This window comes from Vibrio penaeicida (genome assembly GCF_002933855.1).
Classification (GTDB): domain Bacteria; phylum Pseudomonadota; class Gammaproteobacteria; order Enterobacterales; family Vibrionaceae; genus Vibrio; species Vibrio penaeicida_A.
The window spans coordinates 51,561-72,640 of sequence record NZ_BFAQ01000044.1; the positions used below are offsets into that span (position 1 = coordinate 51,561).

The 21,080-nt window shown below is 45.0% G+C and carries 21 protein-coding genes; 14 read left to right on the forward strand and 7 right to left on the reverse strand.

All coding sequences use genetic code 11. From position 1 onward, the window contains the following. The 4 genes from VPNCDNU1_RS22870 to pspA form a co-directional block, all read right to left on the reverse strand. Entirely contained in the window at nt 1-1,035 is a 1,035-nt protein-coding gene (locus VPNCDNU1_RS22870) for an efflux RND transporter periplasmic adaptor subunit (protein WP_104402495.1), read from the reverse strand. Between the two features lie 131 nt (nt 1,036-1,166). Next, nucleotides 1,167-1,559, reverse strand: coding sequence for an envelope stress response membrane protein PspC (pspC, locus tag VPNCDNU1_RS22875; protein WP_101115311.1), 393 nt, complete (start codon nt 1,557-1,559; stop codon nt 1,167-1,169). Beyond that, complete coding sequence (pspB, locus tag VPNCDNU1_RS22880; RefSeq protein WP_101115310.1) at nt 1,556-1,786, reverse strand: envelope stress response membrane protein PspB; 231 nt, start codon at nt 1,784-1,786, stop codon at nt 1,556-1,558. The genes pspC and pspB overlap by 4 nt, the downstream gene beginning before the upstream one ends. Before the next feature lie 20 nt (nt 1,787-1,806). Then, nucleotides 1,807-2,478 carry a phage shock protein PspA gene (gene pspA, locus VPNCDNU1_RS22885; RefSeq protein ID WP_101115309.1) on the reverse strand — a complete coding sequence of 224 codons (672 nt, stop codon included), beginning with the start codon at nt 2,476-2,478 and terminating at the stop codon, nt 1,807-1,809. 180 nt (nt 2,479-2,658) lie between these two features. Between pspA and pspF the strand changes: the two genes are divergently transcribed. The 7 genes from pspF to VPNCDNU1_RS22920 all read left to right on the forward strand — a co-directional run bounded on the left by pspF (nt 2,659) and on the right by VPNCDNU1_RS22920 (nt 9,890). Then, nucleotides 2,659-3,675: a phage shock protein operon transcriptional activator gene (pspF, locus tag VPNCDNU1_RS22890; RefSeq protein WP_104402496.1), complete on the forward strand. Its 1,017-nt coding sequence runs from the start codon at nt 2,659-2,661 to the stop codon at nt 3,673-3,675. Nucleotides 3,676-3,851: 176 nt separating this feature from the next. Beyond that, complete coding sequence (locus VPNCDNU1_RS22895) at nt 3,852-5,474, forward strand: ABC transporter substrate-binding protein (protein WP_104402581.1); 1,623 nt, start codon at nt 3,852-3,854, stop codon at nt 5,472-5,474. Next, a complete protein-coding gene (locus VPNCDNU1_RS22900) occupies nt 5,474-6,436 on the forward strand; it encodes an ABC transporter permease (RefSeq protein WP_104402497.1) in 963 nt (320 codons plus the stop codon). Before VPNCDNU1_RS22895 ends, VPNCDNU1_RS22900 begins: the two co-directional genes overlap by 1 nt. After that, nucleotides 6,423-7,310 carry a putrescine export ABC transporter permease SapC gene (gene sapC, locus VPNCDNU1_RS22905; protein WP_104402498.1) on the forward strand — a complete coding sequence of 296 codons (888 nt, stop codon included), beginning with the start codon at nt 6,423-6,425 and terminating at the stop codon, nt 7,308-7,310. The genes VPNCDNU1_RS22900 and sapC overlap by 14 nt, the downstream gene beginning before the upstream one ends. Beyond that, nucleotides 7,310-8,305, forward strand: coding sequence for a peptide ABC transporter ATP-binding protein (locus VPNCDNU1_RS22910; RefSeq protein WP_104402499.1), 996 nt, complete (start codon nt 7,310-7,312; stop codon nt 8,303-8,305). Before sapC ends, VPNCDNU1_RS22910 begins: the two co-directional genes overlap by 1 nt. Then, nucleotides 8,302-9,084, forward strand: coding sequence for a peptide ABC transporter ATP-binding protein (locus tag VPNCDNU1_RS22915; protein ID WP_104402500.1), 783 nt, complete (start codon nt 8,302-8,304; stop codon nt 9,082-9,084). The genes VPNCDNU1_RS22910 and VPNCDNU1_RS22915 overlap by 4 nt, the downstream gene beginning before the upstream one ends. An 8-nt stretch (nt 9,085-9,092) precedes the next feature. Continuing rightward, the gene (locus VPNCDNU1_RS22920) at nt 9,093-9,890 is read left to right on the forward strand and encodes a DUF2927 domain-containing protein (protein ID WP_104402501.1); all 798 of its coding nucleotides are present in this window, start codon (nt 9,093-9,095) and stop codon (nt 9,888-9,890) included. Between the two features lie 154 nt (nt 9,891-10,044). Here VPNCDNU1_RS22920 and VPNCDNU1_RS22925 read toward each other — a convergent pair whose 3' ends face one another. Further along, nucleotides 10,045-10,434: a DUF2750 domain-containing protein gene (locus VPNCDNU1_RS22925; RefSeq protein WP_104402502.1), complete on the reverse strand. Its 390-nt coding sequence runs from the start codon at nt 10,432-10,434 to the stop codon at nt 10,045-10,047. Nucleotides 10,435-10,510: 76 nt separating this feature from the next. Then, the gene (locus VPNCDNU1_RS22930; protein ID WP_201797158.1) at nt 10,511-11,368 is read right to left on the reverse strand and encodes a MurR/RpiR family transcriptional regulator; all 858 of its coding nucleotides are present in this window, start codon (nt 11,366-11,368) and stop codon (nt 10,511-10,513) included. A gap of 292 nt (nt 11,369-11,660) precedes the next feature. On the opposite strand from VPNCDNU1_RS22930, the gene VPNCDNU1_RS22935 reads away from it, so the two are divergent. The 7 genes from VPNCDNU1_RS22935 (at nt 11,661) to VPNCDNU1_RS22965 (ending at nt 19,413) form a co-directional block, all read left to right on the forward strand. Next, nucleotides 11,661-12,215, forward strand: coding sequence for a TRAP transporter small permease subunit (locus VPNCDNU1_RS22935; protein WP_237324197.1), 555 nt, complete (start codon nt 11,661-11,663; stop codon nt 12,213-12,215). Beyond that, the gene (locus tag VPNCDNU1_RS22940; protein ID WP_104402504.1) at nt 12,212-13,534 is read left to right on the forward strand and encodes a TRAP transporter large permease; all 1,323 of its coding nucleotides are present in this window, start codon (nt 12,212-12,214) and stop codon (nt 13,532-13,534) included. The genes VPNCDNU1_RS22935 and VPNCDNU1_RS22940 overlap by 4 nt, the downstream gene beginning before the upstream one ends. A gap of 64 nt (nt 13,535-13,598) precedes the next feature. Continuing rightward, nucleotides 13,599-14,651, forward strand: coding sequence for a TRAP transporter substrate-binding protein DctP (gene dctP, locus VPNCDNU1_RS22945; protein ID WP_104402505.1), 1,053 nt, complete (start codon nt 13,599-13,601; stop codon nt 14,649-14,651). 48 nt (nt 14,652-14,699) lie between these two features. Next, a complete protein-coding gene (locus VPNCDNU1_RS22950) occupies nt 14,700-16,067 on the forward strand; it encodes a glutamine synthetase family protein (RefSeq protein ID WP_104402506.1) in 1,368 nt (455 codons plus the stop codon). A gap of 54 nt (nt 16,068-16,121) precedes the next feature. Continuing rightward, nucleotides 16,122-17,513 (forward strand): aldehyde dehydrogenase family protein, encoded by a 1,392-nt coding sequence (locus tag VPNCDNU1_RS22955; RefSeq protein ID WP_104402507.1) that lies wholly within the window; start codon nt 16,122-16,124, stop codon nt 17,511-17,513. Continuing rightward, nucleotides 17,513-18,688, forward strand: coding sequence for an iron-containing alcohol dehydrogenase (locus VPNCDNU1_RS22960; protein WP_104402508.1), 1,176 nt, complete (start codon nt 17,513-17,515; stop codon nt 18,686-18,688). The genes VPNCDNU1_RS22955 and VPNCDNU1_RS22960 overlap by 1 nt, the downstream gene beginning before the upstream one ends. Before the next feature lie 11 nt (nt 18,689-18,699). Beyond that, on the forward strand, nt 18,700-19,413 hold the full coding sequence (locus tag VPNCDNU1_RS22965) for a glutamine amidotransferase-related protein (protein ID WP_104402509.1): 714 nt from the start codon (nt 18,700-18,702) through the stop codon (nt 19,411-19,413). Nucleotides 19,414-19,454: 41 nt separating this feature from the next. Here VPNCDNU1_RS22965 and VPNCDNU1_RS22970 read toward each other — a convergent pair whose 3' ends face one another. Next, nucleotides 19,455-21,074: a winged helix-turn-helix domain-containing protein gene (locus tag VPNCDNU1_RS22970; RefSeq protein ID WP_167404869.1), complete on the reverse strand. Its 1,620-nt coding sequence runs from the start codon at nt 21,072-21,074 to the stop codon at nt 19,455-19,457. Nucleotides 21,075-21,080 lie beyond the last annotated feature (6 nt).

Consider the following 21,080-nt stretch of genomic DNA (forward strand, 5'->3'; position numbering starts at 1 on the left):
TTACAGACCTCGCTCCTTAATCCACTCGCGCACTTTCATGCCTTCTTTCAATTTTGAAACGCCGGAAATAACAATCTGATCGCCATCTTCGAGGCCACTGATAATGTGATAGCTATCATCCAAGCTCACAGAAGTGTTCTCAACAGAGCCATCGCTGTTTCTTTTCCATACGTAGGATTGCCCTTCACTCATCATTACAGCGCTTGAAGGAATCGTTGTTTCTCTCCCCTCAGGAATTTCTACACGTACAATGCCCGACATACCTGGCAGTAAACCGACGTCTTCTGGTCTTTCCATCACCATGGTCACTTTATAACTGTTGGTTTTTGGATCCGCTTCCGTGTCTATTTCTTGGAAAGTAAGAGGGAATGTACGATCAAGGTACGTATCAAATTTCATTTCTGCAGAAACAACGTCACCAATGGAAAAACGACGGAATATGTGTTCTGGAAGCTGGAATACAACTTTCAAAATCCGATCAGTTTGGATGTTCATTACCCCTTGTTGTGCGCCTACAAATTCAAAATTTTGGGCATTAACGATGGAAATGGTTCCACTGTAAGGCGCTTTAAGCGAGGCATAACTTACATTTGCTTTCGCTTGATCTAAACTCGCCAGCGCTGAGCTATGATTCGCAGCAGCTTTATCGAAGTCTTGCTCTGAAACTACCTTGTCTTTACGAAGTTTCTTGAATCGTAAATATTGCACTTCAGCCAAGTTAAAATTCGCTTGCGCTTGTTTCAACAGTTGTTGGTATTCATCAGGATTAAGCGTGGCAAGAATATCGCCTTTGTTGACTTGCTTACCCGCTGTTGCAGGAATCGATTGAAGTTGACCTGGCACACGAAACGCCAACACAGCTTTATCTCCAGCTTCAGAAGTAGCAGGGAACTCGCGGAAAAGTTGCTTTTCACTAAGGGAAATGGTGAGGAGTTTTGCAGGTCGGGATTCTGGTTCGGGTACAGGGGGTAACTCTCGACCACAACCAGCTAAAGTTACGACGGATAGAGCAAGTATATGAAATTTGAAACGCATAGCGTGTTCATCCATGTTTTGAAACTTCGTAATAACATAGATGAAAACGGATATGCGTTCCAGTGCAATTCAGAGATAAATGTATGAAATCTAACTTCTTGTTTCATGCTCCCTGAAACACGTACAGAATGTTAGAGATTCTTAAACTCTCGATTAACTTTGAAAGCGTCTGACGTTACGTACGCTTCCATGTTTTGTATCGAAGCTTCGAGATCAGACAGTTCACGTTCTAGGTTATGAATCACTTGGCTAGGAGTACCTCCTGACTGCCAAGGCTTGCTTTTCAACTTGTGCTCAAATTGAGGTGCACTACTTTGTTTAATACTTTTCGGTTTCTTCTCTAGCATTAATGCTAACGCGATGTAAGCGACAATAACAAAAAAGCCAAAACCTAGTAACGCTGCTGACACGACCAAAATCCTAACTAACCAGATTTCGGCACCAAAGTACTGTGCTACGCCGGCACAAATGCCGGCGATTTTTCCATTTTCAGGGTCTTTATATAAGCTCTTCTTTTGGCTCATTGATTTTGCCTCCAGTTTGGCGATTCAGCATCGAGAATACGCTCTAGCGTTTGAACTCGTTGCTGCATCGACTCTGCGTGGCGAGTGATGGATTGCAGCTTTTCAAAGTCTTCGTCTGACAATCCCTGCGCCGTTTTACGTTTACTGCGATAGTGCAGCACTAGCCATATTGGTGCCACAAAGATTAGAAATACAATCAATGGGGCTGTGATAAACGCTGCTGACATACAGAGACTCCGTTAGTTAATTACTTGTCTTCTTTATTTTGACTCATTTGCTCTTTCATTTTTGCGAGCTCTTTTTCAATCTCGTCTTGTGCTTGCAACTCTGCGAACTCTTGATCCAGAGAGCGTCCTGTCGATGTAAAGCTATCTGCTTCCGCTTCTAGTTCATCTATTTTACGCTCGTACTGCTCAAATTTGGACATCGCTTCTGCGGTGCGACTAGTGTGCAGGTGCTTTTGCACATCACGGCGGTTACCAGCAGCTTGGCGACGAATCACAAGCGCTTGTTGTTTGGCGCGAGTTTCGTTGATCTTGGCTTCAAGCTTACCAATCTCACCGGTTAACTTAGTAATGGTTTCATCAACTAGCGTTTGCTCTGTGTGTAAGCCACGCGCCATTTCTTCCAGTTTTTGCTTTTCAATTAGCGCAGAGCGAGCCAAGTCTTCACGCTGTTTGGTAAGTGCAAGTGTTGCCTTCTCTTGCCATTCTTCGATTTGACGCTCTACTGTATCAACACGGCGAGACAATTCTTTTTTGTCCGCAATGGCGCGAGCAGAGTTTGTGCGTACTTCAACCAACGTGTCTTCCATTTCCTGAATGATAAGACGAATCATTTTTTCAGGATCTTCAGCTTTGTCGAGAAGTGAGCTGATGTTTGAATTCACGATGTCCGCAAAGCGAGAAAAAATACCCATAATTGATCTCCTGTTTATGACTGTTCAACTTGGTATGGTTTCTATAATACACAATGCGTGCCAACTTTTATTTACCATACAATACAACGAGATAGATAAAAATATGATTTTTTATTTTCTATGTTATGATTAATTGCACCAACACTTGGTAAATTTCGCCACCAGCTTAAGGAACGTATCGTGAAACAGCAAAATCTTATAGGGGAATCCCCTTCTTTTCTCTCTGTTCTCGATAAAGTATCAAGGCTAGCGCCTATTGAAAGACCTGTTCTCGTCATTGGAGAACGGGGGACGGGTAAAGAACTGATCGCCCAGCGTTTACATTACCTTTCAAAGCGATGGGATCAACCACTTGTCTCAATGAACTGCTCAACATTAAGTGAAGGGTTAATCGACTCAGAGCTATTTGGGCATGAGGCTGGGTCATTTACCGGTTCAAAAGGCAAACACCAAGGTCGTTTCGAGCGTGCAGAAAATGGTTCACTTTTTATGGATGAACTCGCTACTGCTCCCCTATCTGTGCAAGAAAAGCTCTTGAGGGTAATCGAATATGGCGAATATGAGCGAGTGGGTGGTAGCCGAACGCTTTCTGCCGATGTGAGATTGATTTGTGCAACCAATGCTGATCTACCAGAAATGGCAGAAAATGGAGAATTCAGAGCAGACTTACTTGATCGCTTAGCGTTCGACGTCATTCACATCCCACCGCTGCGCCATAGAAAAGAAGACATCCTTTTACTCGCCGAGCAATACGCCATTAAAATGTGCCGTGAGCTGTCTCTGCCCGTCTTTGTCGGTTTCACGGATCATGCAATACAATCTCTGCTTGATTATCAGTGGCCTGGCAACGTGCGTGAATTAAAAAACGTCATAGAGCGCGCCATTTATCAGCAAGGCGCGGGGGAATACCCTATTGATGAACTGGTATTCAATCCCTTTGGCACAGATTGGCAAACTGAACTGGTTCAAAACGAAGATGAACCTTCGACCGACGACACGATGAGCGATATTTCTCGCATGCAATTCCCTATCGACTACAAAAGATGGCAAGAGGACCAAGATCTCGCCTTACTGCACAAAGTCCTCGACGAATCCAAACATAATCAAAGACAAGCAGCGAAAATGCTCGGTTTGAGCTACCATCAGTTAAGGGGCATGTTGAGAAAATACAATCTCGTTGGTCAACAATCTGAGTAAAGTTTCATTTCAGCTTTATCCTTTATGAAAAAGGGTGTGCGATGATTCTCATTTGCCCATTCGAAATCAGACTAATCGTTTGGTCTGTCAGGTAAAAAATGTTAAATTAGCCAGATCGAGAGGTACTAATGAGCAGATACATTATTACCTCGTTAAGTGCCAGAATTCTCGTCTCTATGAAAGCGTTCATACAATTGTCTTTAACCGTCGCCAGTGCATGGATTCTCAGTGCATGCAGCGATGATATTGATCACAGCATCGTAAAAAAACAAGGCTTTGTTTATTGTGGTCAAAGTTCACCTGTTTCATTTAACCCTCAACAAGTAGACAGCGGATTAACTTCTGAGGCACTTAGCCAGCAAGTATTTAATACACTTTTAACGCTTGAGCCTGAAACTCACGAACCAATATCGAGCTTAGCCAAAAGTTGGGACGTCAATGAAGATGGAACCGAATACCTTTTCAATCTAAGAGAAAATGTGGAGTTTCAAACCGCGCCTTGGTTTACTCCATCCCGACCTTTTTCAGCTCATGATGTCGTCTTCAGTTTCGAACGCATTCTTAAAAGTTCACACCCATTTCACTATTTAGGGCAAGGTCGCTACCCTTGGTTTGAGGGTATCGATTTTAGAGGGTTGGTAAAATCGGTCGAAGCGATTAGCGACAATCAAGTTAAGTTTACTCTCACCCGAGCAGACAATACTTTTCTCCCTAACATTGCGACACCCTATGCGGTTATTCACTCCAGTGAATACGCAAGTAAATTGATCGAGCAAGGCAACAAACATCACATTGATACCCAACCAATAGGAACCGGTCCCTTCTACTTGGATGAATACCAAACGGGTGATTTGATTCGAGTGAAGAAGCACGCAAAATATTGGCAAGGTGAACCCGCAATGGAGCAAGTGGTATTTGATATATCAACGCGCGGAACCGGTACGTTGGCAAAATTGCTACGCAATGAATGCGATGTATTATCTTCGCCTGTCTCTAGCCAGTTGCCTATTATTATTGAAGATGAAGAATTAGTTTTGCATGCAAAGCCAGCGATGAATGTGGCGTTTATTGCTTTGAACACGTCACACCCTGCATTAAAAGATCGCCGCGTACGTAAGGCTCTTAACCTTGCCATTAACCGACAAGTAATCTTAGATTCCGTCTATTACGGTACAGGCTCAATTGCTTATACTCTTTTGCCACCAAGCTCATGGGCTTATCAAAAAGACAGTATTCAGATTCGCTATGATCGCAACTATGCATTGGCGTTATTAGAAGAAGCTGGGCTATCCAAAGGGCTCACTCTATCCATGTGGGTTCCGTTGGAGCCTCGTCCGTACAACCCTAGCCCACGTAAAACAGCGGAGCAAATACAAGCAAGCTTTGCTGATATTGGGGTAACGTTGAATTTGCTGACTGACGATAGGTTTAGCCGTGCGGAGCTAAATAAAAATTTACCTAATGTCGATATGTTACTTACAGGCTGGACAGCTAGCACGGGCGACCCAGATAACTTCCTGCGTCCGCTTTTATCTTGTAACGCTGAAAAAGCAGGGTTGAATGTCTCTATGTGGTGTAACCCAGATTTCGATTTTTTGTTGGATTTATCCCGAGAAACCAACCAACCAAGGTATCGACTAAACCTATATCGTCAGGCACAAAATCTGTTGAATCAAGAAATGCCTGTCATTCCACTTGCACATGGTATTCAGTATCAAGCCAACCACAATTCGCTGAGCGGGTTTCAAATGAGCCCGTTTAATGTTCGCTCATTTCATACCGTTGAAAGGAGCGAATAATGTTTCTGTATACCATTCGACGACTGAACTTATTCATCATCACTTTGCTGATCCTTACATTTGTAGGGTTCAGTATTCTTAGGCTTGACCCAAATTCACCTGCGGCACTGGATGATCTGATTCCTGGTTGGTTTCAATACATCGGTGAAATCAGTCAACTTGATTTCGGTCTAAACGCTCAAGGGACACCTATTTGGGACGACCTTATGATAGTGTTCCCTGCTACGTTGGAATTGTGCTTTTTTGCCTTTCTTATTGCGCTATTGATCGGATTGCCTATTGGTACCGTTGCCGGAACTCGACAAGGCAAATGGATTGATACGGTTATCTCATTTACCTCTATGTCTGGCTTTGCTGCCCCACTATTTTGGGTAGCACTGATGCTGATTCTCGTGTTCTCGTTAAATTGGGAGCTTTTTCCAGTGGAAGGACGTTATGACCTACTCTACGAGATCGACCACGTCACTGGGTTTGCTATTATTGATGCCATGCTATCGGAAAGCCCGCTGAGAGCGCACGCGCTTCATAGCGTACTGCAACATCTAATATTACCGTGTATCGTTCTCGCTCTCGCACCTACCACACAAATCATCAGTTTAATGAGGGCTTCGGTAGCGGAAGTAATGCAGCAGAACTATATACGCGCAGCCAAAATAAACGGTCTTTCTAAATACGAAATTGTTATTGAACACGTAATTCGAAATGCGCTTCCACCTATTATCCCAAAATTTGGCGTTCAGCTTTCTAGCATGCTGACTTTTGCAATTATTACCGAGTCTATATTCAACTGGCCTGGCATTGGGCGTTGGTTGCTTGATGCGCTCTCAAATCAAGATTACGTCGCGATTTCTGCGGGCGTTATGGTTGTAGCAACCTTTGTTTTGATTGCGAATATTCTATCGGATTTGATCGGAGCGTTTGCGAATCCTCTGGTAAGAAAGGAATGGTATGCTGACAAATAATGTTTATCAGGAAGAACGCGTTCCTACACAGTTTGAGCATTTCTGGAATAGCTACCGGAGTAACACCTTGGCGATGTTCGGGCTGTGGTGTTTTGTCATTCTTCTGGTTATTACGCTGCTGTCACCGTGGTTGACACCTCATGATCCACAAGCCCAAACCGCAAACTTAAGGCTGCCTCCCTCTTGGAATGCTGAAGGCACTGTCGAGTTTTTCTTAGGAACGGATGATTTAGGAAGAGATATTCTTTCCCGATTGATTGAAGGATCTCAGCTCACATTAGGTGCTGGGATTTTGATTACGTTAATCGCGGGTCTTATTGGTTGTGCTATTGGCATTTTGGCAGGCATGACCAAAGGGCTAATATCAAGTACGTTAAACCACCTGCTCGACACCGTCATGTCTATTCCCTCACTATTATTAGCGATCATTTTCGTTGCCTTCTTAGGGTTTGGGGAATTCAATATTTTACTGGCTATTTGTTTAGCGTTAATCCCCCGCTTTATTCGCTCCGTTTATGTGGCAGTTCACAATGAAGTGGAAAAAGATTACGTCATTGCAGCACGTTTGGATGGGGCGAAAAATGTTCACCTGCTTTGGAACTCCATTTTTCCAAATGTGCTACCAGTGATCGCCGCTGAATTTACTATGGCGTTATCTGTCGCCATACTCGACATTACCGCATTAGGGTTCTTAGGACTTGGCGCACAAGCACCGAGTACCGAATGGGGCGCGATTCTTGGTGATTCAGTAGAACTGATTTATTCCGCACCATGGACAGTAACTCTACCCGGTTTAGTGATCATGTTTACTATTGTTGTAATTAATCTAGTTGGTGAAGGAACCCGACGCGCATTAAATGCGGGGACAGAATAATGCCATTACTCGACATTAGACATCTAACAATAGAAATTGAAACGCCGCAAGGTAAGGTAAAAGCAGTGGATCGCATGAGCCTAACCATGAACGAAGGTGAAATTCGTGGGCTGGTAGGGGAATCTGGTTCTGGTAAAAGTTTGGTGGCGAAAGCGGTGCTTGGTATAGCCAAAGACAACATGACTGTTACCGCAGACAGGCTACGTTTAGGCAGCATTGATTTGCTGCAACTGACACCACGTGAAAGAAGGCGCGTTATCGCTCGCGACATCGCCATGATTTTTCAGGAGCCTTCAACGTGTCTAGATCCTTCTGAACGGGTTGGACGTCAGTTAGCCGAGTCCATTCCACGTGACTCTTTCGAAGGTCGATGGTGGCAATCTTGGAAATGGCGAAAAAAACAAGCCATGGCACTGCTCCACAAAGTGGGTATTAAAGATCATAGACGCATCATGCGCAGTTACCCCTACGAACTAACCGATGGGGAATGCCAGAAAATCATGATAGCAATGGCGATCGCAACCAAGCCCAGAGTCTTGATAGCTGATGAACCGACTAACGATTTAGATCCCATTACACAATCCCAAATTCTAAGACTGCTCAGCCGAATGAATCAGGTAAATAACACCACGATTCTCCTCATTGGGCATGATCTCACGACCATTACGCAATGGGCCGACAGAATCACCGTAATGTACTGTGGTCAGTCCGTGGAATCTGCAGCAACAAAACAAATACTAAATGCTCCAAAGCATCCTTATACCGTTGCTCTTTTGCAAGCCATGCCAGATTTTAACGATTGGATCCCACACAAGTCCAAATTACAATCTTTGCCGGGCTCTATTCCACCACTTCAACATTTACCCATTGGATGTCGTCTTGGTCCGCGCTGCCCTCACGCCCAGCGCCAATGCGTTGAAATTCCGCGAACTCAAAAAGTCAAAAACCATAAGTTTAGCTGTCATTTCCCTCTGAATATGGAGAAACGCACATGAGCGCGTTGTTAGAAGTTCGCGACCTCAGAAAAACCTTTATCAGTCGCTCTGGTTTATTCACTAAAAAAGAGCAAGAGGCTGTAAAACCCGTTAGCTTCACCTTGGAAGCAGGTCAAACACTGGGTTTTATAGGTCAAAATGGTTCAGGGAAATCAACATTGGCCAAGATGTTAGCGGGCGTGATAGAACCGACTTCAGGAGAAATTCGTGTAATGGGGGAAAGATTGGAGCACCGTGATTACGCCACGCGTTGCAAACTCATTCGCATGATTTTCCAAGATCCAAACACCTCTCTCAACCCTAGATTACAGATCGGGACTATTCTCGAAGGCCCTTTGAAGCGAAATACGAACATGTCGTCAGAAGCTCGAAAAATGAGAGTGAAAGACACATTGATCCGTGTTGGCCTACTGCCTGAACATGCTTATTTTTACCCTCAAATGCTGGCTACAGGTCAGAAACAGCGAATCAACCTTGCCCGTGCACTTATTCTTCAACCGTCTATAATTGTTGCTGATGAAGCTCTAAATGGTCTTGATATGGCCATGCGGTCTCAGATAATAAACTTACTATTAGAGTTGCAAGACGAAATGGGCGTGTCTTTTGTTTATGTGTCGCAGCATATTGGCATAATCAAACACATCACCGATAAAATAATGGTGATGCATGAAGGGGATGTAGTCGAATCGGGATCGACTCACGACGTGATTGCCAACCCATCTCACCAAATTACGCAACGTTTGATAGAAAGCCATTTCAATAAAGCTCCCGCACATTAGGGTTCGTTATGTCGAAAAGCACAAAATTTGCGTCTTATCTTATCGGCTACTTGGTGCTTTTCTTTTACCCAATTTATTCTTATTCGCAAGCCAGTCATCGCTGGTTAGATACCGCTTACCTAGAAGAAGCGTTTTACGAAGTTGCACTAAAAAACGAATACGAATCTGAAAAACAGAACGTTAGGAAATGGCGCGAGCCTATTAAGATTTTTATTGAGCATAAAGTACCGGATGAAGACATTCATACGGAGCTTGCACAAATGCATATAAAGCACCTCTCCTATCTCACGAATCACCCAATAAGCCTGACGAATAACTTAGAAGAAGCCAATATTATTTGGGTTTATACGCGATTAAGTATTTGGGAAGACGATATCGTCAGAGTTCTGGGAAAGTCTTCGTTACAGCATTCAGGCAAAGCCATCTGTATGGCGAATTTTAAAACCGATGTAGGCGGAGAGCTGATTAGAGGTGGAATAATCATTCCCGTTGATCAAGCGCGTTCTAAAGGGAAACTGCTCGGTTGCGTGGTCGAAGAGATCACTCAGCTGTTGGGGTTACCAAACGACTCCGATAAGGTATACCCATCAATTTTTAACGATGCGTCGCCAGAGGATTTGCTTTCCCCCCTTGATGGATTACTGCTAAAAATTCTCTACCACCCTTCGCTAAAAGTAGGTATGAGCAGAGAAGAAGCTGAGCCTGTCGTGAAACAGATTATTGCGGATTTCAAAAACGACGGTACGTTAGAAAGCGCTATTAGCGAAGTTAGAAAAGGAGAATTATACCCGCTTATGGGGTTTTAATTTGATCCACTAATACGTCTCGCCGCAACATTGAATTTATGAGAGTGATGAGATGAAAAATATACCCAAGCATTTTCAAAACGCTTGGGTACCGTTTTTTTACATAGTCGCGTTTTGAGTTACTATGTTTTAGATAGAACTGTTTTGCAGGGCTCTATTTTTTATTCGCTTGTTTCTTCAATTCAAAATCAAATTCATCAGGGAATAAAATCACCCCTTCTTCATTTTCATTTGGAAAAACAACCACAGATAGTTCGTCATCCGCCAAGCCATGTGTCCATCTGCTGTGCCATTTATTCAAAGAAATAGGCTCCGGCTTACATTCTTCCCAATCACCGTTCGCCCATGCTTGAGCAAACTCTTTGTTTGGCCAAACTGGTACACAATCTTCATCCTCAGTGTTTAGCATGACACAACCATGCTCATCGGTGAGGATCCAGATCTCTCTATTTGCTACGACCTCTTTCACACAGTATTTCAGGCGCTTTTCAGTATCGTAACGATTAATGGTGTCAATTTGTTCTTGGTCAAGTTGCTTAGACATGAAGGGTGCTCATTCAGGACTGGAATGCGGGAATTCTTTAGTATTCTCCCCATCGAGTCAAACAAAATTCATCGGGTCATACAAACTTTTTAAATAATTTAGCTTTATCCAACAAAACTTCCAAATCTTTCATTCGGTTACTGGTTTCAGACCACGTTGCAGACTGTATAGCCTCGACAATGGCTTCCACCAAAAACGTAATAGCAACGGTCGAATCCCAAGCAGATGGCGCTTCAATTCGAGCATGGAATACATGCTGCGCCAATTTAACCACAGGTGAACCCCATTGATCGGTAAACAGAATCAATTCTACGTCTCGACTTCGCGCGATTTCTGCCAACGTTAAAATGTCGTTCTCATAACGCCTAATATCAAACACCACCAAGGTATCGCCCGGTTTCATGTTGATCACATAATGCGACCAACTGTTTGCGTTAGGTTCAATCATGGTGACATTGGCCCGAATGACCTGCATGTGCGTGAACATGTATTCGGCAATGGAGTGGCTAATACGCCCTCCAACAATGTACAACGGACAATCCGGCTTACTTAGCAGTTCCACCACTTTGCTAAAAGTGGCTTCATCCACCTGTGCAACTGTCTGCCTGATGTTGTTCATCACGGTGTCTGCGAACCTATCCAGAAGGTGCGATTTTTCGTCCATGCTTGGAATAGAGGCGTGCTTTTCAATTGGGCTTTTCAGCGTATCCCCAATTTCCTCATGAATGCTACGCTGCATGTCAGGAAACCCAGTAAAGTCGAGCTTTTTCGCTAGTCGTACCACTGTCGGCGTCGAGACTTTTGCAGCTTCCGACAGTGAAACAACCGTTCCGAGGCTCGAAGCAGGGTAGTTTTCTAGCATCACATTAGCAAGTTGCCTTTCTGCTCGCGTTAACTTAGCGAATCTTGCTTTTATCCTTTCTGCAACGGTCAAATCTTACTCCATGAAGTAGAGGCTCTACCAACGGTATCAGCCCACCTAATTGATAACATTGTAACAAACATAACATGAGATCAAAAACTGAAAAGATAATTTCTGTAATTATATTGACAGAATATTATTTTCTGTAAATATAGATACAAATAGATCAATATTTAAACAAATTTAACAATTTAATTATCTCTTGAAGATTGAAACGGAATTCATATCTTCTGGTGATACCCGTTAATTTTCAAAAAGTTAATGGATATTAGCAGTAAGACCATATGGAACAATGGAGTCATTAATGGATCAGGATCCAGTCGCATCTTTACCTACACCCATTCGGTCATTTGTCCGCATAGTGGAAACAATAAATCGAAGAATTGGTCGGTTCGCTATGTACCTCGTCTTTGTGATGATTGGTATTTTGCTTTACTCATCTATTTCAAAGACCTTCTTCTTTCCTTCCCTTTGGACATTGGAAATGGCTCAGTTTGTTATGGTGGCTTTCTATATGCTTGGCGGTCCATACTCCATGCAACTCAATAGCCACGTAAGAATGGATTTGATCTACGGTAGCTGGAGTCCGAAAAAGAAAGCCATTATTGATAGCATCACTATCATCATGCTGCTGGTCTACCTTTCTATACTGTTGTACGGCGGAATATCGAGCACGAGTTACGCACTTGAATACGGTGAACGAAGCTATTCCGCTTGGCGACCCTATATGTCTCCAATAAAGATCATCATGTGTCTCAGTATCGTGTTAATGCTTTTACAAGCCATTGCGGTCTGGTTCAGAGACATCGCCACCATTATGTATGGTGACAACTCTGAAAGTGCGGAGGCACAATCATGAGTTACGAAATGATCGCCCTGCTGATGTTCTCCGCCATGATGTTAATGCTACTGACTGGTCAACGTGTTTTTGCCGTTATCGGATCCATTGCGGTTATCGCTGCCCTTCTCCTTTGGGGAGATGGAGGATCTGAAATAGCCTTTAGCTCTGCCATTAAACTGATGAAATGGTACCCATTGTTGACCCTTCCGCTTTTCATATACATGGGTTACATGCTGTCAGAGTCTGGAATTGCGGAAGATCTATATCGAATGTTCCATGTATGGATGGGGCCACTCAATGGCGGTTTAGCCATCGGCACGATTGGCTTAATGGTCGTGATATCTGCTATGAACGGGTTGAGCGTAGCGGGGATGGCAATTGGCGCAAGTATTGCTCTGCCAGAACTGCTAAGGCGTGGTTACGACAAGATCATGGTCACTGGCGTCATTCAAGCTGGGAGCTCTTTGGGCATTCTTGTCCCCCCAAGCGTCGTTCTGGTTCTCTATGGCATGATCGCTCGGCAACCAGTAGGGCAACTTTGGCTGGCAGGCGTTTTTCCTGGGCTCCTGATGGCCACGCTGTTCATCGTTTATATTGTCATTCGTTGCAAAATTCAGCCCAACCTCGGTCCGGCGCTACCCGAAGAAGAACGTAACGTCAGCTTTAAAGAGAAACTGCTTTTGCTGCGCGCAGGTATTACACCACTTTTGATTTTTGTCTCCATGACTGGGCTGTTTTTGATGGGCGTAACGAGCTTAGTCGAAAGCTCCGCCGTTGGGGCAACCGCAGCGACGATTGCCGCGATTGCGAAAAAACGGTTAAACCGTTCTGTAATGGAAGAAACACTGCGCAAAACGCTCGCTATTAGCTGCATGTTTATGTGGATCATTCTTGCAGCACTTTGCTTTGGCGCAGTATTTGACGGGATCGGCGCAGTAAAAGCGATTGAAGGTTTCTTTATTGATCGACTAAACCTGACACCCTGGCAGGTGCTGATTCTGATGCAGCTTTCCTATCTACTAATGGGAACATTCCTTGACGACACTGCCATGTTGGTGATTGTTGCACCGCTTTATGTACCTCTAGTCGGCGCACTGGGATTCGATTTGCTCTGGTATGGTGTGCTCTACACCATCACGTGCCAAATTGCGTACATGACACCCCCCTTTGGCTACAACTTATTCTTAATGCGAGCCATGGCTCCACCTGAAGTTTCCTTGAAGGATATCTACCTTTCAATCATTCCTTTTGTCCTGATTATGATTTTTGGATTGATTTTGGTGATGGCCTTCCCCCAACTGGCTTTGTGGCTACCTGAGTACCACTACAGCCGATGAAACATAACCTTAAGTGACACCCTTACACTTGGACAAGGACACCCATTCCATGGAGGAATAAAACATGTCTAGTAGAAGAGATTTCCTTAAAAAAGCAGGTGCGGTATCTGCTGCGGGTGCGACGGCGATTGTCGGCGCTCCTGCCATCGCAAACAGCAAAAAAACCATTAAATGGCGTTTGCAAACCTACGCTGGACCAGCATTGGGCGAGCACGTCATCAAACCAGCCGTCGATGCTTTTAACAAAGCCGCAAATGGCGAAATGGTTATCGAGCTGTTTTATGCCGATCAGTTGGTGCCTACTGGTGAGCTTTTCCGCGCGATGCAAAGAGGAACCATCGACGCAGTACAAAGTGATGATGACTCTATCGCTGCGCCTGTGGATGTGTCCGTATTTGGGGGTTACTTCCCATTTGCTACCCGTTACAGCTTGGATGTACCTGTACTCTTTGAGCAGTACGGGTTGAAAGAAATATGGCAAGAGGCGTATGGCGAGGTAAAAGGCGTGACATGGCTATCTGCTGGCGCATGGGATCCTTGTCATTTCGCGACTGTAGAACCCATTAATAGCCTCGCTGACTTAAAAGGTAAACGCGTATTTACTTTCCCTACCGCTGGACGATTCTTGTCTCGCTTCGGTGTCATTCCCGTCACTCTCCCTTGGGAAGACGTTGAAGTGGCGATTCAAACAGGCGAGCTTGATGGCATTGCTTGGTCAGGAATTACAGAAGACTACACCGTAGGTTGGGCAGACGTGACCAAGTACTTCTTAACCAACAACATCTCTGGCGCGTGGTGCGGATCCTTCTTTGCCAATAGCGAACGCTGGGACGCCTTACCTGAACACCTCAAAACACTGTGGAGACTTTGCATGGACAGCTCCCACTACTACCGACAGCACTGGTATTGGGGTGGAGAAGCTAAACTTCGTGTAGAAGGCGACAAACTTGCGCTCACCACCATTCCAGATGAAGAGTGGAAAACCGTCGAGCAGGAAGCGCTGAAATTCTGGGATGAAATCGCGAAAACCAGCCCTAGAACTAAGCGTGTGGTGGAGATATTTAAGAAATACGCCGCAGATATGGAGAAAGCAGGAAAGCCATATCGCTACAGCTAACAGGGTATAGCACCGGCTTGATTTAGCCGGTGCTTAGAGGATTATAAAATGGATGCAAGATCAGTTAAAACCATCGAAGACGCCAAAAAAATTGTTGAAGAACGTGGTCTTACCCACGTCAAAGTTGGGCTGTTCGATAACGATGGGATTATGCGTGGGAAGTACATGTCAAAAGGCAAGTTCTTTTCATCTCTTGATAAAGGCTTTGCTTTTTGCGATGTCGTTCTGGGTTGGGATTCAAAAGACCAACTTTACGACAACACCACATTTACTGGATGGCACACAGGATACCCAGATGCACCCGTAAAAATTCTGCCAGAGACGTGCCGAGACGTATTGGATGAAGACGGCATGCTTCTATTTATCGCAGAGTTCGACGAGAAAGCTGCCAACGTATGCCCTAGAGGCACACTGAAACGCATCCTTAAAAAGTTCGATGATTTAGGTTTAAACGCCTTTGCCGCGTTTGAATATGAGTTTTTCGTTTTTAACGAAACGCCCAAATCTGTCCGAGAAAAAAACTACTACGATCTGGAACCTATAACACCAGATTGGTTCGGTTACTCCATGATCCGAAACTCCACCTATCTAGAGTTATACCAGCAATTGATCGACCTTGGTGAAACTATGGATTTTCCGATTGAAGGGATCCATTCAGAAACGGGGCCTGGAGTATTGGAAGCAGCGCTTGAAGTCGATAAGGCGATGGAATCCGCTGACAAAGCAGCGTTATTTAAGACTTACACAAAAGTTCTCGCCCAGAGAAATGACCTAATGGCGACCTTTATGGCGAAATGGAGCAACGACTACCCTGGTCAAAGTGGACATATCCACATTTCGCTGCAAAACAAAGACGGCAGTTCCGCTTTTTACGACCCAAAAGGCGAACACAATATGAGTACGCTACAACGTCACTTCGTCGCGGGTTTACAGCGCTTAATGCCTGACTTTTTATGCATGGTCGCCCCCACGATCAACAGCTATCGCAGAATGATTCCCGGCTTTTGGGCACCCACCCACTCCACATGGGCAGTAGAAAACCGAACCACGTCTTTACGCGTTATTCCCGGCTCGCCGAGCAGTCAAAGAGTGGAATACCGAATCGGAGCCGCCGACGGTAACCCGTACCTCGCGCTGGCTGCTGCTTTGGCTTCCGGCCTGTGTGGAATCATGAACAAATGGGAACCCGGTGAACCCATCGTTGGAAACGCTTACGAGCAGGATATTCCTGAAGACTTAAAGCTCCCTGCAACACTCTGGGATGCTGCTCAACGCTTGAAAGGTTCTCAGCACGCGCGGGATATGTTTGGCGATGAGTTTGTGGACCACTTTGCCGCTTCGCGTGAATGGGAAGAGCGAGAATTCAGAAAAGCGGTAACGGATTGGGAAATGAAGCGCTACTTCGAAATTATTTAAGCATTATCCCGTCGATATTGAAAAGAGCGAACACAAAAGAAGGTATAGGAAAGCATGGAACAGAAAACCCTATCGCCGATCAATGGCAATGTCTGCGTCACACGCACATTAGCATGCGAAGAAGACATCGCACTCGCCATTGATAAAGCCAATAAAGCTCAAAAGGAATGGCAGGCAACACCTCTAAAGACAAGAAAAGCGATTTGCAAGCAAGCCATCGAAAATTTTGTTGCAAACAAAGCGGTCCTTGCGGAAGAAATTACCATGATGATGGGCAGACCCATTTCGTACACGCAAGGCGAGATCATGGGCGTTGAAGAACGTGCGCTCTCTATGATCGAGCAATCCGATAAAGCCCTTGAAACCGTCACGCTTCCAGAGAAAAAAGGATTCACTCGCTACATCAAGCGCGTCCCTGTTGGAAACGTTTTGATCATCGCACCATGGAATTATCCCTATTTGACAGCCATCAACGCTGTGATTCCAGCCCTGCTTGCTGGGAATACCGTAATCTTGAAACATTCTGCTCAAACCCCGTTGTGCTCAGAACGGTTAGTGGAAGCATTTAAAGGCACGGGTTTACCTCTTGGCACCTTTCAATATTTACATACAGACCATGCTTCCACTGAAAAACTCATTCAAAACCCCAGTATTCATTACGTCGCGTTCACGGGTTCTGTAGCTGGTGGCGAAATGGTGGAGCGCAATGCTGCAGGTCGGTTCATTGGTGTCGGGTTAGAACTAGGCGGTAAAGACCCAGCGTATGTAAGATCTGATGCCAACCTAGACCACGCGGCTGAAACCTTGGTCGACGGTGCATTTTTTAATTCAGGACAGTCTTGTTGCGGAATAGAGCGAATCTATGTTCATGAATCGGTTCACGATGCCTTCGTTGAAAAAGCCGCCACTCTGACCAAGTCGTATCAGCTCGGTGATCCTAATCATTCAGATACAACACTTGGTCCAATGGTGCGTACTGCGGCTGCCGATTTTGTGCGAGAACAAATTAGTGATGCTTTAGCTAAAGGGGCGGCCACACATATTGATGAATCTCTGTTCCCTATGAGTCAAGAAGGGACGCCCTACCTCGCCCCTCAGATTTTAACCAATGTCGACCATTCTATGAGTGTTATGACGGAAGAATCCTTCGGACCCGTTGTCGGTATTCAATCGGTAAACAGCGATGAAGAAGCCATCCAATTGATGAATGACAGTGACTTTGGGCTCACCGCTTCCATATTTTCAACTGATGAAGAAACCGCGATCCGGCTCGGTGAAGACGTTCAAACTGGCACTTTTTTTGTCAATCGCTGTGACTATCTTGATCCACAGTTGGCATGGACGGGTGTTAAAAATTCCGGTCGGGGGTGCACATTATCTCCAATAGGTTTTGAAATGCTCACGAGACCGAAATCTTTCCACATTAAATCCTTGGGAGAGAAATAATGACACATGCAAACTGGAATTACCCAACAGCAATTAGTGTTGGAGAAGGCTGTTTGGAATCGCTGACCGAACACTGTAAGCGCCTTAACATGTCGTCTCCCCTGTTGGTCACCGACCCATTCTTAGCAGATTTAGACATCGTGAGTAATGCGCTATCAAACTGCCAATCACACGGTGTTTCAGTGGGTTTATTTGCCGACATTCAAAGCAACCCAACCGATACCAATGTCAATCGTGGAATTGAGGCTTTCAATAACGGAGAACACGATGGCATTGTTGCGTTTGGAGGCGGTTCTAGCCTAGACGCAGCCAAAGCTATCGCACTTTGCGCCAAACAAAGTCTCCCATTGTGGAGCTTTGAAGATGTCGGTGACAATTGGATGCAAGCCGATGAAAGCAAAATAGTCCCAGTAATTGCGATTCCTACCACGGCGGGTACAGGGTCAGAAGTGGGCAGAGCATCTGTTATTACCGACTCTCAAACCCACGTAAAAAAAATCATCTTTCACCCGAAAATGATGCCTGTTCAGGTGTTGCTCGATCCTAACGTCACGGTAGGGTTACCAAACCACATTACTGCCGCAACAGGTATGGATGCGCTCTCGCACAGCTTAGAAGCTTATTGCGCGCCCGGTTATCACCCAATGGCTGATGGCATTGCGGTTGAGTCGATAAAACTCGTGAAGCACTACTTATATCGAGCGTATCTAGACGGAGCAGATATCGAAGCAAGAACTCAACTTCTCGTCGCCTCAAGCATGGGAGCGACGGCGTTTCAAAAAGGGTTAGGAGCAATGCATGCCTTAGCGCATACCCTAGGCGGGCTATACGATAAACATCATGGGTTATTAAACGCCATTCTGATGCCCTACGTTTTGGAAGCCAATCGCGACAAGATCGAAGATAAAATGTTGGTGCTCGCAAGATCGCTTTCTCTTCAATCCCCCAGCTTCGACGCGGTACTTGAGTGGGTTTTGGGAATGCGTGAAACGCTAAACATCCCACATACTTTGGCGGAAATAGGGCTAGACGGAAACGACGCGAAGCGAATTGGTGAACTCGCCGTCCTTGATGCCGCAGCAGGTGGAAATCCGATTTTATTCAGCGCTGAAGAGTATTCGAATCTGTTTATGCACGCTCTAACAGGTCAACCCATGAATCAACCAACCTCGTAGCGGTGAAGACTATGAAAATCGGTATACTGATCTGTGACGACGTCAATCCTAAGCTAGAGCCAGATCATGGCAGCTATAAAGATATGTTTACGCGGCTCCTTCATGCTGTAGATGAAGCACTTGAGCTTCGGTTCTATTGGGTTAATCATTCCGAATTTCCTGACGATATTTCAGAATGTGATGCCTATATTACTTCCGGTAGTAAGTCTGGTGTCATGGATAGCGACCAATGGATCCAAGAGCTAGAGAATCTGGTTCGTCAGATCCACCAGAATCATATTCCTTTCATTGGTATTTGTTTTGGTCATCAGTTATTGGCTAAAGCGCTGGGAGGACAAGTTGACAGGGCAGATGTTGGCTGGGGAGTGGGTACAGCGATTGCTAAAATCGTCACCCCTTCCCCTTGGATGCACCCATTCCAAAACAAAGTGAATCTGTTGGTCAGCCACCAAGATCAGGTCATATCTATGCCGGACGATGGTCAGGTTGTCGCGGGGAACGATTTCTGCCCCGTATCCATTATGGTGGTGGGGAAAAGCTCACTTGGGATTCAGGCGCACCCAGAATTTTGTGCACCCTATTCAAAAGCCTTAATAGAAGTACGAAAAGACGCGATTCCAAAGTCTGTTCAAGACAAAGGTTTAGCATCCTTAAAACTGCCGACAGACGGCTTGCTGGTTACTCAGTGGATGCTGAATTTCATTAAGCATGCCCGCCCTAAGTGAGGATGTTTTGGCGAAGAATACTGGAGATGCACGCTATCAGGTTAATGAGTGTTTTCTAGAAAAGATTGCAAAATAGTCAGCTCCGACTGCGCTAAGAAATCTTCGCTATCCACATTTAGCTTACTTATTAGCTCTTTGGCATCAGAATGTTGACCTGATTGAATCTGCCAGTAAATCAAATCGAGAAGAATACTCGTCTCTGCGCGGCGCGACCCTACCATTTCATTGATCGCCAAGGCTTCTTCCAAAGCAGTGATACGCACCTTGATCTCTAGATTTTGACTTCGACTGAAGCGAAGCAATGCCATCATCTTTTGAGGGAAACTGGTTTGATTTGTATAGTTGCTTGCTGTTAACTCCGCTTCCGCGAATGGCGTGTGCCAAGGCGGTACTCCAATGCTCGGAATTGCATCAGAACCTAACGGAGAGCGCTCAAGACGCTGCCGATTCAACAAATAACCCAAGTAGTATTCGATCTCTTTGCCCTGCTCTAACCAAAAGTAGTTCGCGCCTATCACTTCAGAATAATGACTTTGGGATAAATGCATCGCCGCTTTATCTAGCTCACCTTTTCTCATCCACATTTCCGCTAACCACAAATGCGACATTGCAACAACAATGGGATCGGGTGAGCTCTCTAATAGAGACTGCAGGTTTATTTGTGCTTCTTCTCTATTCCCGAGTTCCAATTGGCAAATGGCGTATTGAAGCACACTCCACTCGTGAGACAAATCAATCGTATATGAGGCAGCGAAATAGTGCTGAGCAAGTTTACATCCTCGTTGACTTAACGCGTGCTGCCCTTTCGCATACTCGTGCATCGCATTCACTTCAAACTCATATTCGGGTAACACATCTACGTTCTTTGCAGGACGTAGCAAATGCACAATGCTAGACGCTATGCTCGGCATGCTGAGTGCCAAGTCTTGTTTTTCTATTTCACCAGATGTTTGATTTAACTGCTCATCCAAAATGGTATAGGAAATTATCTGTCTTCCTTGCTTTAACGATACGGAAGCAAAGATCGCAACATTTACGCTGGCAGAGGAAAAATCGTGACTTCGCCAGTCTTCAAGAGCTTTACTCTTTACTTTGAATTGGTTAGGTGGGTAAACCTGCACATCGGGATACAGCATAAGATCAGTGGCAAGCATGTCGCTCATGCCATATTCAATCCAATGATAGGAATCAAGCTGGGTGGCATTTTCAAAAGGCAACACCGCTACTCTGATCTTCCTGTCAGAGAAATCCATCGATCCCTCTTGGTTAAACACCCAAAGTAGCGTCACAAGAATTAAGAGTACAGCAGACAGTGCGGCGAAACGGTTTCTTCGCGTGTGTGTCGGTTGTTCATTCACTTGCGTAATGGGAGCAATCCATTTGTAGCCTTGATTGGGAATAGTTCGAACAAACCTTGGGTTAGAAGCTGAATCACCTAATAGCTTTCTCAGCTCTAACACGCTCTGAGATAAGGACCGTTCTCGATAATCTCCATTGGTCCAAAGCGCAGCTAAGAGCTCTTCTTTAGAGATAATACGTTCAGGGTTTTCAAGAAAATAGCAGAGAAGTTGGTGGACTTTATTGCGAACAGCTACTGGTTCACCATTAAGTATTAGGCACTCTTTCTCAGCATCAAATCTGTATTCCCCAAACTGAATCATAAATCC

Excerpts from the sequence above, each read along its gene's own strand:
- VPNCDNU1_RS22870 (WP_104402495.1), bottom strand. The coding sequence starts at position 1,035 with ATGCGTTTCAAATTTCATATACTTGCTCTATCCGTCGTAACTTTAGCT.
- pspC (WP_101115311.1), bottom strand. The coding sequence starts at position 1,559 with ATGAGCCAAAAGAAGAGCTTATATAAAGACCCTGAAAATGGAAAAATC.
- pspB (WP_101115310.1), bottom strand. The coding sequence starts at position 1,786 with ATGTCAGCAGCGTTTATCACAGCCCCATTGATTGTATTTCTAATCTTT.
- pspA (WP_101115309.1), bottom strand. The coding sequence starts at position 2,478 with ATGGGTATTTTTTCTCGCTTTGCGGACATCGTGAATTCAAACATCAGC.
- VPNCDNU1_RS22895 (WP_104402581.1), top strand. The coding sequence starts at position 3,852 with ATGAAAGCGTTCATACAATTGTCTTTAACCGTCGCCAGTGCATGGATT.
- VPNCDNU1_RS22900 (WP_104402497.1), top strand. The coding sequence starts at position 5,474 with ATGTTTCTGTATACCATTCGACGACTGAACTTATTCATCATCACTTTG.
- sapC (WP_104402498.1), top strand. The coding sequence starts at position 6,423 with ATGCTGACAAATAATGTTTATCAGGAAGAACGCGTTCCTACACAGTTT.
- VPNCDNU1_RS22910 (WP_104402499.1), top strand. The coding sequence starts at position 7,310 with ATGCCATTACTCGACATTAGACATCTAACAATAGAAATTGAAACGCCG.
- VPNCDNU1_RS22915 (WP_104402500.1), top strand. The coding sequence starts at position 8,302 with ATGAGCGCGTTGTTAGAAGTTCGCGACCTCAGAAAAACCTTTATCAGT.
- VPNCDNU1_RS22920 (WP_104402501.1), top strand. The coding sequence starts at position 9,093 with ATGTCGAAAAGCACAAAATTTGCGTCTTATCTTATCGGCTACTTGGTG.
- VPNCDNU1_RS22925 (WP_104402502.1), bottom strand. The coding sequence starts at position 10,434 with ATGTCTAAGCAACTTGACCAAGAACAAATTGACACCATTAATCGTTAC.
- VPNCDNU1_RS22935 (WP_237324197.1), top strand. The coding sequence starts at position 11,661 with ATGGATCAGGATCCAGTCGCATCTTTACCTACACCCATTCGGTCATTT.
- VPNCDNU1_RS22940 (WP_104402504.1), top strand. The coding sequence starts at position 12,212 with ATGAGTTACGAAATGATCGCCCTGCTGATGTTCTCCGCCATGATGTTA.
- dctP (WP_104402505.1), top strand. The coding sequence starts at position 13,599 with ATGTCTAGTAGAAGAGATTTCCTTAAAAAAGCAGGTGCGGTATCTGCT.
- VPNCDNU1_RS22950 (WP_104402506.1), top strand. The coding sequence starts at position 14,700 with ATGGATGCAAGATCAGTTAAAACCATCGAAGACGCCAAAAAAATTGTT.
- VPNCDNU1_RS22955 (WP_104402507.1), top strand. The coding sequence starts at position 16,122 with ATGGAACAGAAAACCCTATCGCCGATCAATGGCAATGTCTGCGTCACA.
- VPNCDNU1_RS22960 (WP_104402508.1), top strand. The coding sequence starts at position 17,513 with ATGACACATGCAAACTGGAATTACCCAACAGCAATTAGTGTTGGAGAA.
- VPNCDNU1_RS22965 (WP_104402509.1), top strand. The coding sequence starts at position 18,700 with ATGAAAATCGGTATACTGATCTGTGACGACGTCAATCCTAAGCTAGAG.
- VPNCDNU1_RS22970 (WP_167404869.1), bottom strand. The coding sequence starts at position 21,074 with ATGATTCAGTTTGGGGAATACAGATTTGATGCTGAGAAAGAGTGCCTA.